Source organism: Stenotrophomonas sp. YJH_SMC_19, assembly GCF_059367915.1.
Genome location: NZ_JCAFRI010000002.1, coordinates 42,582 through 55,290 on the forward strand (window position 1 = coordinate 42,582; position 12,709 = coordinate 55,290).

14 protein-coding genes are annotated in these 12,709 nt (G+C 68.2%); 12 read left to right on the forward strand and 2 right to left on the reverse strand.

Annotation, left to right across the window (positions count from 1 at the left end; genetic code table 11):
* Window positions 1–47 precede the first annotated feature (47 nt).
* Window positions 48–362, reverse strand: coding sequence for an AzlD family protein (locus AC5P5R_RS02765; RefSeq protein WP_012480455.1), 315 nt, complete (start codon window positions 360–362; stop codon window positions 48–50).
* Entirely contained in the window at window positions 359–1,090 is a 732-nt protein-coding gene (locus AC5P5R_RS02770) for an AzlC family ABC transporter permease (protein WP_014037422.1), read from the reverse strand. The genes AC5P5R_RS02765 and AC5P5R_RS02770 overlap by 4 nt, the downstream gene beginning before the upstream one ends.
* Window positions 1,091–1,217: 127 nt before the next feature.
* Here AC5P5R_RS02770 and AC5P5R_RS02775 point away from each other — a divergent pair, with 127 nt between their 5' ends.
* The 12 genes from AC5P5R_RS02775 (at window position 1,218) to gspE (ending at window position 12,702) form a co-directional block, all read left to right on the forward strand.
* Complete coding sequence (locus AC5P5R_RS02775) at window positions 1,218–1,682, forward strand: Lrp/AsnC family transcriptional regulator (RefSeq protein ID WP_005413654.1); 465 nt, start codon at window positions 1,218–1,220, stop codon at window positions 1,680–1,682.
* Window positions 1,683–2,207: 525 nt separating this feature from the next.
* Window positions 2,208–2,888, forward strand: coding sequence for a TonB C-terminal domain-containing protein (locus tag AC5P5R_RS02780; protein WP_043033304.1), 681 nt, complete (start codon window positions 2,208–2,210; stop codon window positions 2,886–2,888).
* A 16-nt stretch (window positions 2,889–2,904) separates the two neighbouring features.
* Window positions 2,905–3,435, forward strand: coding sequence for an RNA polymerase sigma factor (locus AC5P5R_RS02785; protein ID WP_043033591.1), 531 nt, complete (start codon window positions 2,905–2,907; stop codon window positions 3,433–3,435).
* A 69-nt stretch (window positions 3,436–3,504) separates the two neighbouring features.
* A complete protein-coding gene (locus tag AC5P5R_RS02790) occupies window positions 3,505–4,485 on the forward strand; it encodes a FecR family protein (protein WP_043033305.1) in 981 nt (326 codons plus the stop codon).
* A gap of 58 nt (window positions 4,486–4,543) precedes the next feature.
* Window positions 4,544–5,095: a hypothetical protein gene (locus AC5P5R_RS02795; RefSeq protein WP_043033306.1), complete on the forward strand. Its 552-nt coding sequence runs from the start codon at window positions 4,544–4,546 to the stop codon at window positions 5,093–5,095.
* A gap of 120 nt (window positions 5,096–5,215) precedes the next feature.
* Window positions 5,216–5,800, forward strand: a complete 585-nt coding sequence (locus tag AC5P5R_RS02800) for a hypothetical protein (RefSeq protein ID WP_043033307.1) — start codon at window positions 5,216–5,218, stop codon at window positions 5,798–5,800.
* Window positions 5,801–5,857: 57 nt separating this feature from the next.
* A complete protein-coding gene (gene gspG, locus AC5P5R_RS02805; protein WP_043033308.1) occupies window positions 5,858–6,295 on the forward strand; it encodes a type II secretion system major pseudopilin GspG in 438 nt (145 codons plus the stop codon).
* Window positions 6,296–6,304: 9 nt separating this feature from the next.
* Window positions 6,305–7,210 carry a type II secretion system minor pseudopilin GspK gene (gspK, locus tag AC5P5R_RS02810; protein ID WP_032966855.1) on the forward strand — a complete coding sequence of 302 codons (906 nt, stop codon included), beginning with the start codon at window positions 6,305–6,307 and terminating at the stop codon, window positions 7,208–7,210.
* Window positions 7,207–8,370, forward strand: coding sequence for a type II secretion system protein GspL (gspL, locus tag AC5P5R_RS02815; protein WP_043033311.1), 1,164 nt, complete (start codon window positions 7,207–7,209; stop codon window positions 8,368–8,370). Before gspK ends, gspL begins: the two co-directional genes overlap by 4 nt.
* Entirely contained in the window at window positions 8,367–8,894 is a 528-nt protein-coding gene (locus AC5P5R_RS02820) for a type II secretion system protein M (protein ID WP_005409887.1), read from the forward strand. Before gspL ends, AC5P5R_RS02820 begins: the two co-directional genes overlap by 4 nt.
* Window positions 8,891–11,272: a type II secretion system secretin GspD gene (gspD, locus tag AC5P5R_RS02825; protein ID WP_099498087.1), complete on the forward strand. Its 2,382-nt coding sequence runs from the start codon at window positions 8,891–8,893 to the stop codon at window positions 11,270–11,272. The genes AC5P5R_RS02820 and gspD overlap by 4 nt, the downstream gene beginning before the upstream one ends.
* A complete protein-coding gene (gspE, locus tag AC5P5R_RS02830; RefSeq protein ID WP_099473548.1) occupies window positions 11,269–12,702 on the forward strand; it encodes a type II secretion system ATPase GspE in 1,434 nt (477 codons plus the stop codon). The genes gspD and gspE overlap by 4 nt, the downstream gene beginning before the upstream one ends.
* Window positions 12,703–12,709 lie beyond the last annotated feature (7 nt).

Below are 12,709 nucleotides of genomic sequence, written 5' to 3' on the forward strand. Positions count from 1 at the left end.
CTGCTGCGCCACTACGGACCGCCGGGCATTGCCCGGCGTACCGGTAGCTACCCCATCAGATAGCGCAACACACCCGCCGAGACCACGCCGATCAGCACGGTCGGCAGCATCGACAGCCGCGTGGCGGCCAGCAGGGTGATGGCCAGTGCGGCCAGGTCGGCCGGCTTGTCGGCCACGAAGTCCGGGGCGATCACCGAGATCAGCACGCAGCCCGGCGCGGCTTCCATCACCGTCACTGCGCGTTTGCTCAGTGTGCGGTTGCGCAGCGCGAGGAAGCCGACGATGCGGGTCAGGTAGGTGGCGGCGGCCATCAGCACGATGGCCAGTACCGAGGTCCAGTGGATCAGGCCATCGAAGATCATGCTGCGTCCTCCGCCAGCAGCCAGGCTGCGGCCAGGCCGGCCAGTGCGCCGCTGGCCACGTACCACGCACCTGGCACCAGCAGGTAGGTAGCAGCGGCAACGACCAGGCTGACCAGCCACGGCCGCGCGGCCTTCATGCCCTGCCACATGCCGCGCAGCAGCACCAGGAACACGGCGGGGAAGGCCATGTCGAAACCATAGGCGTGGATGTCGCCCAGCATCGGGCCAACGATCGCGCCCAGCGCGGTGCAGGCCACCCAGACCGTGTACAGGCCTGCCGATACGCCCAGGTAGTAGGCCAGGCTGAAGCCAAGCGCGCGTCGGCGCGCATCGGCCACGCCCATCGCCCAGCTTTCGTCGCACATGAAGAACAGGGCCGGCAGCACCCGGCGGCGCGGCAGGTGCTGGAGCAGCGGGGCCAGGCTGGCGCCCATCAGCAGGTGACGGCTGTTGACCAGCGCGGTGATGGCCACGATCAGTGCAATGTGCGGTGGCGAGGTCCACAGTTCGACGGCGGCGAACTCCGAGCCGCCAGCGAAGTTGAGGCCGGTCATCAGCGGCACTTCCAGTGCGCTCAGGCCCTTCTGGGCCGCCTGCGCACCGAGCACCAGGGCGAACGGAATGAAGCCGATCATCACCGGCACGGCGGCGCGCAGGCCGCGCAGGAATTCGGCACGCGGCGCGGTATCGCAGGTGTCAGGCAGGGGGAGGGTGGTACGGGCGTCCATCGAACGGCACAACAAGGTGGGGGTGGCCCATGCTAGCGGTCCAATCGCGAAATCGGGTTGCGTTGATGCCACTTGATTCCGGATGATTGATATTTCATGCGGCCAGAAGTGAAAGGGGTGAAATTCCATGCAGTACCAGCTGGACAACCTCGATCGGCGCATCCTCGACGCCCTGCAGCGCGACGGCCGCCTGCAGAACCTCGAGCTGGCACGCCTGGTCGGGCTGTCCCCGTCGGCCTGCCTGCGCCGGGTGCGTCTGCTGGAGGAGGGCGGCTACATCGACCGCTATGTGGCCTTGTTGAACGAGGCCAAGGTGGGCCGTGGCTTCACGGTGTTCGTGCGGGTGTGGCTGCGCGGGCAGGACGAGGACACCACCAATCATTTCATCAACAGCATCAAGTCGTTCCCGGAAGTGCTTGAATGCCATCTGATGGCCGGTGACTGCGATTTCCTGCTGCGGGTGGCGGTGGCCGACCTGGATGCCTACCGGCAGTTCCAGATGCAGCACCTGAACCGGATTGCGGGGGTGCAGAACACCAAGACCGAGATTCCAATGCAGCGGATCAAGCAGACGACCCAGCTGCCGCTTTGAGGGATGGGGTTTGCGGCCGGGTTGCACCCGGCACCCGCGGGTAGTGCCGGCCGCTGGCCGGCAACCTCTGGAGCAACAGCAACAGCAACAGCGGGCCTGCTGAGGGATGGCGGGGTGGGTCCGGTTGCGGGGGACGCTGCAAGTACGTCCATGTAAGCTCGGTCGCCGCATCCATGCGGCTCACGCCCCCGCAACCGGACCCACCCCGCCTTCGACAGATTTCCACGATCTGCCGGAACGGCATGAGCTGCTCCTGGTGGGTGTCGACCTTGGTCGACACGTCTGGGTCGGCACGGGGTCGGATCCCGTTGCTGCGCAACGGGCTCTGACCCCAGGCGTGGATGAGGTGGTCTGTTCAATTCATTGATTCCTGATGGGTGACTGGCTTCGCGTCGGCTGTAGGCAGCGGTCATCGCAATGACATGTGGCGCCGGTACGGTTTGAGCCCGCTTGCGGGTCGCGCGCGGGCCGGGGTTCCGGTGGTGGCGCGCGTCCACTGCAGCTGCTGTCGCTGCCGAGGGTCATGTGTTCTACGTCAGGGGGCTGAATGGACACCATGCGGTCAGAACTTGGAAGGTGGCCATCGCCACATGGCTGCTGCTGTCCTTTGCCGCTGCCGCGCAGGACGCTGTTCATGCCTACGACATCCCTGCGCAGCCGCTGGAACAGGCGGTCGAGCGCTTCAGCGTCATCAGTGGGTGGTCAGTGATGTACCCGGGTGACCTGGCCGCCGGCCGCAGCAGCCATGCGCTGCGCGGCAGCCTGGCACCGCTGCCTGCGTTGCAGGTGCTGCTGCAGGACTCCGGTATCGAGGCCGAGGTGATCGGCGAGCAGCGCGTGGTGCTGCGCCGGGGCACGCCCTCGGCCGCCGAATCGAGTGTTGGCGCCGAACTTCCCGAGGCCGAACGTCGGCGTCGCTACGGCGGCCTGCAGCAGCGGCTGCGTGCGGCGTTCTGTGACGACCCGGAGATCGCGCCCGGCCGCTATGCCGCGACGCTGCGCTTCCGCATCGACGGCGCGGGCCAGGTGAGCGAGCCCGAGCTGCTGTCAGGCAGTGGCAGCGCCCGCCGCGATGCGCGCCTGCTGCAGGCGCTGCAGGGCCTGGTGCTGGCGCCCGATGCCGCTGCGCTGCCGCAGCCGGTGACGCTGCAGATCCGTCCTTCCGGCACCGACCACGACTGTGGCCGGCGCGCGCCCCTTCCATGACTTCAAGGATTCGAACATGAGCAACGGTACGGCTGGGGCAATTGACCTGATGGACCACCTTCTGGGTGCCTACGATGAGCTGAAGCGCCGGCTGGTGCGCAAGCTGGGCTCGGAGGAGCTGGCCGGCGACGCGCTGCAGGACACGTGGATGCGCCTGAGCGCGCGGCGTGACCGTCTGGATGCCGTGCAGAACCCCGTGGCCTACCTGCTGCGCATGGCAATGAATACCGTGATCGACCGCCAACGTGCTGACCACCGCCTGCTGAGCCTGGAGGAGGTGGATATGCTGATGGACATGGCCGACCCTGCACCCGGTCCGGCGCAGGCGGCCGAACTGGACTTCGCGCTGGAAGACATGGTCGGCCTGCTGCAGCGCATGCCCGAGCGCCGTCGCCGCATCCTGCTGGCGATCCGCGTCGATGGCCTGCAGCAGCGCGACGTGGCCGACCACCTCGGTGTGTCGCTGCGGCTGGTGCAGCGTGAGCTGAAGGCGGCCCAGGACTACCTGGCCGAGCGCAGCGGGCAGGGGCGCCAGGTGCGGTTCTGAACGGCGGCATCCGTCTACACTTTGACGCCGAGCAGAACCCCGCAGCGTGCGGGTCCGGCATGAGCCCCCATGGATCCTGACGATCGCCCGCAACGCCCGCTGGATGCCGTCGAGCGTCAGGCGCACGCGTGGGTGGTGCGGCTGACCTCGGGCGAGGCGACCGCCGCCGACGGGCGCAGGTTCCGTGCGTGGTGCGAGTCGGATCCGCGTCATCGTGAGGCGTTCGGCCGTGCGCGCCGGCAATGGGAGCAGGTACGGCTGGCCGGCGAGCAGCTGCCCGCGGCCGCGCGCCAACCGGTGGCGCCGACGCCGGCCCAGCGCTGGAGCCGGCGCGCCTTCCTGGGCGCGGCGATTGCCGCCCCGGCCAGCCTGGTGGTGGTGGCGGCAATCCGCCCGCCGCTGGGATTGTGGCCCTCGGTGACGGCGATGACGGCCGATTTCCACACCGGCACCGGTGAACGTCTGCAGATCGCGCCCTTGCCACAGCTGAAGATCGAACTGGATACGCAGAGCAGCCTGCGCCGCCGCGCCGACAAGCAGGGCGAAGGCTTCGAGCTGGTGCAGGGCCAGGCCGCGATCGAGACCCTGGCCGGCCTGCGCCTGGCGTTGTTCGCGGGCCCGGGTTGCGTGATTGCCGATGAAGGCGCAGTGCGCCTGGACGTGCGCAACACCCACGGCCAGGTACGGGTGACCTGCCTGCAGGGCAGCGCCCGCATCGAGCATCCGCAGGGCCGGCTGCAGTTGCAGGCCGGCCAGCAGACCCACTATGACGAGCGCCTCAGTGGCGTGGTGGCCGAGGCCGTGGCTTCTGAGGTGAGCGCCTGGACCGAAGGCATGCTGGTGTTCCGCCGCGCACCGCTGCGTGAAGTGGTGGACGAGATCAACCGCTACCGCCGCGGCAAGGTGCTGCTGGGAGAATCGGCGTTGGCGCGCGCGCCGGTCAGCGGTCGCTTCCGTATTGATGATCCGGACGCGGCACTGGAGCAGCTGCGACTGACGATGTCGCTGGATCTGCGTCGCTTTCCGGGTGGCATTGCCGTCCTTGGATAGATGAAGACGCTGGCCGTGCGCGCCGCGCAGGGCTGTTGCAAGCGAGGAGAGGCCAAGGATGCGCAACGAGACCATCGGTGTGCTGGATCTGCGTCGCAATCTGTCGGCGCTGCTGGAAACCACGCAGCGACGGCCATTGATGGTGCATCGCTATGGCTCACCTTGGGTGTGCGTGGTGTCCGATGCACAGTGGCAGCAACAGGCGGTGCTGCTGGACTTTGATCCGCAGTCGCACCCGCTGGCGATGCTGCTGCGCCTGCAGCAGCAGTCGCTTCCGCTGCCTGAAGCCGGTGCGTTGCCGCCCGCGGCGGTTGCACGCGCACTGCTGTTGATGGACGTGCATCGCGTTGAGGATCTCGCACAGCTGCACGACCAGGTGCTTCACCATCGCCTCTGGCATTGGTTCGTAGCAGGCACCCATGGTGTGATGGACGGCTGGCAGCTGCCGGCGCTGCGCGTTGCGATGGCGTCATGGTTCGATGACGTGGACATGTCCAATGCGCTGGCAGCATTCGCCGCGCGCAGCGACGTGGCGATACTGGCACGCCGTTGTGGAGGCGAAGCGCCGCGGCTGGAACGCGAAGCCTGCAGGCAGATGACGCTGCGATGACGTTGTCGATGAAGCGCCACGCAGTGCACAGAGCTGCATGCGCGCTGTCGCTTCACCTGCCTTGCTGACGTCTTCTCCAGAGTACGACGCACCACGCGTCGTGGAGCACGGGCGGCGCCGATGGCAGACAGTCGCAGGATCAGCATGCTGGAGCTGGATCGTCACCTGAGCCAGTCACTGGAGCAGGCACGGCATGCACCATTGAACGTGCAGCGCTATGGGCGCTCGTGGGTCTGGGTGCTGTCCAGCGACGCCTGGGCGGATGCGGCGCGCTGGGCGGCACTGGATGGTAGTGCGCACCCACTGGCGGCGCTGCGAAAAGCCCTCGACCTGCAGCTGCGGCCCTGGCCCGAGGCGGCGATGAGCCCGCTACCGCTTGATGCAGGCGATGCGCGGCTGCTGCAGCGCGCGGCTCTGCTGGTGGTCGTGCGCGATCTTAACAGTGCCCAGCGCGTGTACGACGACCTGCGCTATCACCAGGCCTATCGGTTGTTCATCGGCTTCGATCATGGAACGGCATGGTCGCCGATGCAGTGCGTGCGCCTGCTGCAGGCCTGCGCGCACCCGTTGCTGCGCGGCTGCATCGACGATGCGCTGGCCAGCGTGCCGCAGCACCTGTTCGAGTCCGCATGTGCCCCGGCTGCACGTATTGCGCCTGCACAGGTACACGCGCAGCGGATCTCCAGCGGATGTTTATCGTACTGACACATGCACCGCTGACCATGGCGCAGCGGTCTCTTCCAGGATGACGAGGGCGGAACAATGGCAAGGCAGGTTCGTGGTCGCAGGGCTCGGCAGCAGGGTTTCAGCCTGATCGAGATCATGGTGGTGGTGGTGATCATCGGCATCCTCGCCGCATTGATCGTGCCGCGGTTGATGGACCGCCCCGACCAGGCGCGCGTAGTGGCGGCGCGCCAGGACATCGCTGCATTGATGCAGGCGTTGAAACTGTTCAAGCTGGACAACGGGCGCTATCCCAGTGCCGAGCAGGGGCTGCAGGCGCTGGTGAAGCCACCGCAGGGCGGTGGCGCGATGCCGGTCACGCCCTATCTGGATCGCCTGCCCAATGATCCATGGGGCCATCCGTACCAGTACCAGATTCCCGGAACCCATGGCGACGTCGATGTGTTCTCGCTGGGCGCGGACAGCAAGCCCGGTGGCGACGCCGGGAATGCGGACATCGGTTCCTGGCAGCTGTGAGGCAGGCCGATGTCAGCCCGGATGCGTTCTGTTTCGAGTGTCCGCCAACGTGGCATGGCGGTGATCGTCGCCTTGCTGGTGGTGGCACTGGTGGCGGTGATTGCCACGGCACTGCTGACCCGGCAGTCGGCCCAGCTGCGTGCGCTGCGTGGCGATCAGCTGCGCGCACAGGTACGCATGGCGGTGGACGCAACGCTGGAGCGTGCGGCGCAACAGCTGCGTGAGGATGTAAAGGAACAGCTGACCACGGTGCGCAGCGGGCGCTGGGCGCGCCCATTGGAGCTGCAGGCGCCGTTGCCGGTGCAGCTGCAGCTGGTCGATGCGCAGTCGATGTTCAACCTGCGCAACCTTCTTGCGCATGGCAGGCCGGACCCCGAGGCGCGGCGCGCGTTCATCGCGTTGTGTGCCGGGCAGGGGCTGGGCCAGGGCGCCTGCGCATCCGCCGCCGACCACATCCAGGCGCGCCTGCGCGATGGCGACATGCAGGCGCAGGCGCCGCTGCCGCGCGAATCACTGATCGAACAAGCGCTACCTGGTGCCGATCCGGTGGCGTTGCAGGCGCTGGCGCGGCGCACCGTGGTGTTGCCGGCGCAGACCCTGGTCAACGCCAACACCAGCGACCTGCGCGTTCTGCAGGCGGTGACGCCCGTGGTCGAGCCGGCACGGCTGCAGGCGCTGCTCGGTGAGCGCGATGCTGGCCATTGGCTGCTCAATCGCGGCGACATCGCCAACCGACTCCAACTGAGCAACGAACAGATGGCCGTGCTTCCCCTGGGTATCCATAGCGAATGGTTCCTGGCCGTCGGCCAGGTGCAGGCTGACGGCAGTGCGGTCGATTTTCGCGCGCTGTTGTGGCGTGAATACCGCGACGATGGGGTGCGTGTGCAACGGGTGTGGACGAGGATCGGCGCATGAACGTGCAGCTTCGCGTGCGCCTGCCGGCGCTGGAGCGCCTGCGCGCCGACAGCGCGGTGGACTGGGCGCAACTGCACAAGGGCGATGTACTTGCTCACGGTCGCGACACGCTGGCGGCGCTGGGCCTGCGGCATCCGCAGGCCGCGGTGCATGCCTGCCTCGATCCGAACGACCTGATCCTGCTGGAACTGCAGCTGCCGCCATTGTCCGGGCGCCGCCTGCAGTCGGCGCTGCAGGGTGAGGTGGAGGCGATGCTGCTGGATGACCTGCAGGAGGTGGCGCTGGCCCACGGCGCGCAGGCGGCAGACGGCACGGTTCCGGTGGCCTGGCTTGGCCAGCAGGCCATCGCGCAGGTGCAGCAGATGCTGGCCTCGTGTGCGCTGCAGCTGCAGGCGCTGTATCCGACGCCACTGCTGCTGCCCTGGCAGGAAAGCCATGCCACGCTGCAGGTCAGCGGCGAGCACCTGCTGGTACGCCGCGGGCGCGATCGGGGTTTCGTTCAATGGTATGGCGGACGTGATGCCTGTGCGGTGATGCAGGCGCTGGCCGTGCGCCTGCAACAGGCCGGCGTGCTGGCCGTGCAGTGGATCGATAGTGTGCCGCCGACGTGGCCGGACAGCCTGCCGGCCACCGCCGTCACGCATGAACGGCAGACCTCTGGCCCCTTGCCAGGCTGGTCATTGCCGCTGCCCGGCGCAGGCCGGCAAGCACCGCGACTGGCGATCGGCCTGGCATTGGCAGCAGTGCTGCTGGCTGCACTCGGCCTGCAGCTGCAGGTCTCGCGTTGGCGGATCGAGGGCGAGGCCCTGCAACGGGACATGGCGCGCCAGTTCAGCGCGCGCTTCCCGGAGATCACCGATGTGGTGGACCCGGTGTTGCAGGCAAGGCGAGCACTTGCGGTGCCGCTGCCGGCGCCGCCGTTGCCGGCGCTGCAGCGTCAGGTTGCCAGCACGCTGCAGGCTGTTCCGGAGCTGGCCGGGCAAGTGCGCAGCCTGCATTACCAACCCGGGCAGCTGGACATGGAGCTGGATGCCGATGCCCAGGCATTGGCCGACGATCCGCAGCGGCTTGAGCACTGGCAGCAAGCAGTTCAGGCACAGGGCCTGCAGCTGGCGCGCCAAGCCGGTGGACACCTGCGAGTGAGCGGAGCTGGGCAGTGACGACCCGCACCCTATGGCTGGGCGAGGGGCTGGTGGGCCTGCAGCACCGCTGGCAACGCCTGCCACCGCGCGACCGGCTGATGCTGTGGGTGATGGTGGTGGCGCTGCTGGTGGCGGGCCTGTGGTCGTTGTGGCTGGAGCCACTGCTGAAGCAGCGCACGTATTGGCAGGCCGAGCTGCCGCGGCTGCAGGCGCAGTCCCGCGCACTGGCACCGCTGCTGCGCGCCCGTGAGCGCCAGCAGCTGGCGCAGAGCCAGCACCCGACACTGGCCGGGCTGCGCGATGGCATCAAGACCGCCGGCCTTGCCGCCGGCCTGCATATCGAAGCGCGCGACGGGCGTTGGCACCTGCAGGTGCAGGCAGTGCCCGCCGACGCGCTGTGGAACTGGCTGCTGCCCGTGCTGGCCGATCCGGCCATCGAACTGCAGCAGCTGCAACTGACACGCACAGGGGATGCGAACATGCCGGCGGCACGGATTTCCGGAAACATCGTGATGGTGGCCACCGCGGGTGCCCATCCATGAGGGCGATGCGTAGCTTTGCCTGCAGTACCGCACTGGCCCTGATCGTGTGCATGGCCCACGCACCGGCGCTGGTACTGGCGCAGGACGCCCGTGATGAGCCGGTGCAGTTGAACCTGGTCGACACCGATATCGGTGGCGTACTGCGCATGGCAGCGCGCTTCACCGGGCGCCAGTTCCTGGTCGATCCACGGGTGACCGGCAAGATGACAGTGGTTTCCGATGGCCCGGTCAGCCGTACCCAGGCCTACCAGTTGCTGCTGGGCGCACTGCGCATGCGCGGCTTCGCCGTGGTCGAGAACGGCGGCGTCAGCCGGGTGGTGCCGCAGGCCGATGCCAAGCTGCTCGGTGGCCGCGTTGGCAGCGGCGGTGCGGGGGGCGAGGTTGCCACGCGCACCTTCGCGCTGCGCTACGAGAACGCGGCCGCGCTGGTGGCGGTGCTGCGGCCGATGATCAGCCCGGACAATCCGATCACTGCCAATCCGGGCAACAACACGCTGGTGATCACCGACTATGCCGACAACCTGGAGCGCATCGCGCGGGTGATCGCCAGCGTGGATACACCGGCCGGCATGGACACCGATGTGGTGAAGCTGCAGCAGGGCATTGCCGTTGACGTCGCGGCGATGGTCGCGCCGCTGCTGGATGCGCAGGGCGCCGAGCCCACCCAGAAGGTGGTGGTGATGGCCGACCCGCGCAGCAACAGCGTGCTGCTGCGGTCGAGCAGTCCCGGGCGCACCCGCCTGGCTAGGCAGCTGGTGGAGAAGCTGGAACGTGCCCAGGATGAATCCGGCAGCCTGCATGTGGTCTACCTGCGCAATGCCCAGGCCAACCAGCTCGCGGGTGTGCTGCGTGGCGTGGTGGCCGGGCAGAGCGATGCACCGGCGATGGGCAGCAACGAAGGCATCACACCACCGCCCGGCGACGCCAGCCGCTCCACCCCCGCGCAGCCGTCGCAGCCGCAGCAGGCCAAGCCCGGAGGCAATGCGCTGGAATCGCAGCGCCTGGATCCGAGCCGCCGTGACCCGATCGATGCAGGAAGCACCGGCTTCAGCCAGAACGGCATCTCAGTACAGGCGGACGTGGCCACCAACACGCTGCTGATCTCGGCGCCGGAGCCGGTGTACCGCAACCTGCGACGGGTGATCGATCAGCTCGACCAGCGCCGTGCGCAGGTGCTGGTCGAGAGCCTGATCGTGGAGGTCAACCAGACCGATGCGGCCGAACTGGGCGTGCAGTGGATGCTGGGCAATGGCCGCACCTTCGGCGGCACCCACTTCGGCGGCACCACCGGTGGCAGCGGGTTGAACACCAACGCACGCACCACCCTGGACGTGCTGCCCAAGGATGGCCTGAAGATCGGTGTGATCGACGGCACCATCAACCTGCCCGGCGTCGGCCAGATCCTCAACATGAAGGCGTTGGCCAACGCGCTGCAGAGCAAGGGCGGTGCCAACATCCTGTCCACGCCGAACCTGATGACGCTGGACAACGAAGCGGCCAGCATCATGGTCGGCCAGACCGTGCCGTTCGTCAGTGGCCGCTACGTGACCGACGGCGGCGGCGGCAGCAACAACCCGTTCCAGACCATCGTGCGCGAGGACGTCGGCCTGAAGCTGCGGGTGCGCCCGCAGATCTCCGAGGGCGGCACGGTGAAGCTGGACATCTACCAGGAAGTCAGCAGCATCGACGCGCAGAGCGCGAACAGCACGGCCGGCATCATCACCAACAAGCGCGCCCTGGATACCAGCGTGCTGCTGGACGATGGCCAGATCATGGTGCTGGGTGGCCTGCTGGAAGACAGCGTCAGCCATGGCCGTGATGCGGTGCCGGGGCTGGGAAAGATCCCGGTCCTGGGCGCCTTGTTCCGCAGCGACACGCGCAAGCGCGCCAAGACCAACCTGATGGTGTTCCTGCGCCCGCACGTGGTGCGTGACCCGGCCGCCGGCCAGCGCCTGACCCGCGACCGCTACGACTACATGCGCAACGCGCAGGCGGGCGCGCAGCCGGCACAGAGCTGGGCCTTGCCGGCGCTGTCGGCACCGCAGCTGCCACCGCAGGACCTGTCTGTACTCGGCCAGGGCAATGCACGCGATGACCAGGGCCAGCCGCTGCAGAGCAGCAGCCTGGCGGCGCTGTACCCGTCCGGTGACGGCGACGCGCAGCTGGTGCAGTTCGCGCAGGGGCTGGACCCGGCGCGTGCCAGCCAGGGCGTGGCGCAGGTGCGTGCACTGGGCCTGCAGGCCTATGCCGAAGCGACGCCCGGCGAGAGCGGGCAACGCCTGCGCGTGAGATTGCCGCGCGATCCGGCGACGCTGGACCCTGCGCTGCAGCAGCTGCGCGGGCTGGGCTACACGCCGGAACTGGTGATCGGGCCGTGAGCGCCGCCACAGCTCTGCCGTACGCCTGGGTGCGCAGCCATGGCGTGATGCTGTCCGAAGTTGGTGGCGAGCCCGTGTTGCTGGGCACCGCCGAAACTGCGGCGTGGGCCGTGGCCGAACTGCGCCGTCGGCATGGCCCGCTGCCGTTCCAGGCGCTGGATGCTGCGACGTGGCAACAGCGGTTGAGTGAGCAGTACCGTGACGGCGGCGATGCCGCTGCCGTAGTGGGTGCCGCCGAAAGCGAAGTCGATCTGGACCGGCTGATGCAGGACATGCCGGAGGTCACCGATCTGCTGGATGCTCAGGACGATGCGCCGGTGATCCGCATGATCAACGCGCTGCTGGCACAGGCCGCACGCGATGGCGCCAGCGATCTGCATATCGAACCGTTCGAGACTCATTCGGTGGTGCGCTACCGCGTGGACGGCACGCTGCGCGACATGGTGAAGCCACGGCGCGCACTGCATGCGGCGCTGGTATCACGCATCAAGATCATGGCGCACCTGGATATTGCCGAGAAGCGCCTGCCGCAGGACGGGCGCATCGCCATCCGCGTGGGCGGGCGGCCGCTGGATATCCGTGTCTCCACGGTGCCGACCGGTCATGGCGAGCGTGCTGTGCTGCGCCTGTTGGAAAAGGATGCCGGTCGCCTGCAGCTGCAGCGCCTCGGCATGGCCGATGACACGCTGGCCACGTTCACCGGGTTGATCCGTCAGCCGCACGGCATCGTGCTGGTCACCGGGCCGACCGGCAGCGGCAAGACCACGTCGCTGTACGCCGCACTGGGCCAGCTCGACAGCAGCACCAGCAACATCCTCACTGTGGAAGACCCGGTGGAGTACGACTTCGCCGGCATCGGCCAGATCCAGGTCAACGCGCGCATCGGCATGAGCTTTGGCACCGCGCTGCGTGCGATCCTGCGCCAGGATCCGGACACCATCATGATCGGTGAGATCCGCGACCTGGAGACCGCGCAGATTGCGGTGCAGTCGTCGCTGACCGGGCATGGCGTGCTGGCCTCGCTGCACACCAACGATGCGATCTCGGCGGTGACCCGCCTGGCTGACATGGGCGTGGAGCCCTTCCTGCTGGCCTCGTCGCTGCGCGGCGTGCTGGCGCAGCGGTTGGTGCGGCGGCTGTGCACGCAGTGCCGTCGTGCCGAGGTGGACGGCGAGGGTCGCACCGTATGGCGCGCGGTGGGCTGCGCGGCCTGCGCCAACAGCGGCTATCGGGGGCGAACCGGCATCCATGAACTATTCGTGGTCGACGACCGCGTGCGCGCATTGATCCATGAAGGGCAGGGCGAGCCTGCGCTGCGCGAGGCGGCCCGGCGGGCCGGCATGCGGACCCTGCGGCAGGATGGCCAGCGCTGGGTCGACAGCGGGGTAACCACGCTGGAAGAGATCCTGCGCGTCACCGGCGACGATTGAGGCCTGC

Coding starts and splice junctions, on each gene's coding strand:
- AC5P5R_RS02765 (WP_012480455.1), bottom strand. CDS start 362: ATGATCTTCGATGGCCTGATCCACTGGACCTCGGTACTGGCCATCGTG.
- AC5P5R_RS02770 (WP_014037422.1), bottom strand. CDS start 1,090: ATGGACGCCCGTACCACCCTCCCCCTGCCTGACACCTGCGATACCGCG.
- AC5P5R_RS02775 (WP_005413654.1), top strand. CDS start 1,218: ATGCAGTACCAGCTGGACAACCTCGATCGGCGCATCCTCGACGCCCTG.
- AC5P5R_RS02785 (WP_043033591.1), top strand. CDS start 2,905: ATGAGCAACGGTACGGCTGGGGCAATTGACCTGATGGACCACCTTCTG.
- AC5P5R_RS02790 (WP_043033305.1), top strand. CDS start 3,505: ATGGATCCTGACGATCGCCCGCAACGCCCGCTGGATGCCGTCGAGCGT.
- AC5P5R_RS02795 (WP_043033306.1), top strand. CDS start 4,544: ATGCGCAACGAGACCATCGGTGTGCTGGATCTGCGTCGCAATCTGTCG.
- AC5P5R_RS02800 (WP_043033307.1), top strand. CDS start 5,216: ATGGCAGACAGTCGCAGGATCAGCATGCTGGAGCTGGATCGTCACCTG.
- gspG (WP_043033308.1), top strand. CDS start 5,858: ATGGCAAGGCAGGTTCGTGGTCGCAGGGCTCGGCAGCAGGGTTTCAGC.
- gspK (WP_032966855.1), top strand. CDS start 6,305: ATGTCAGCCCGGATGCGTTCTGTTTCGAGTGTCCGCCAACGTGGCATG.
- gspL (WP_043033311.1), top strand. CDS start 7,207: ATGAACGTGCAGCTTCGCGTGCGCCTGCCGGCGCTGGAGCGCCTGCGC.
- gspD (WP_099498087.1), top strand. CDS start 8,891: ATGAGGGCGATGCGTAGCTTTGCCTGCAGTACCGCACTGGCCCTGATC.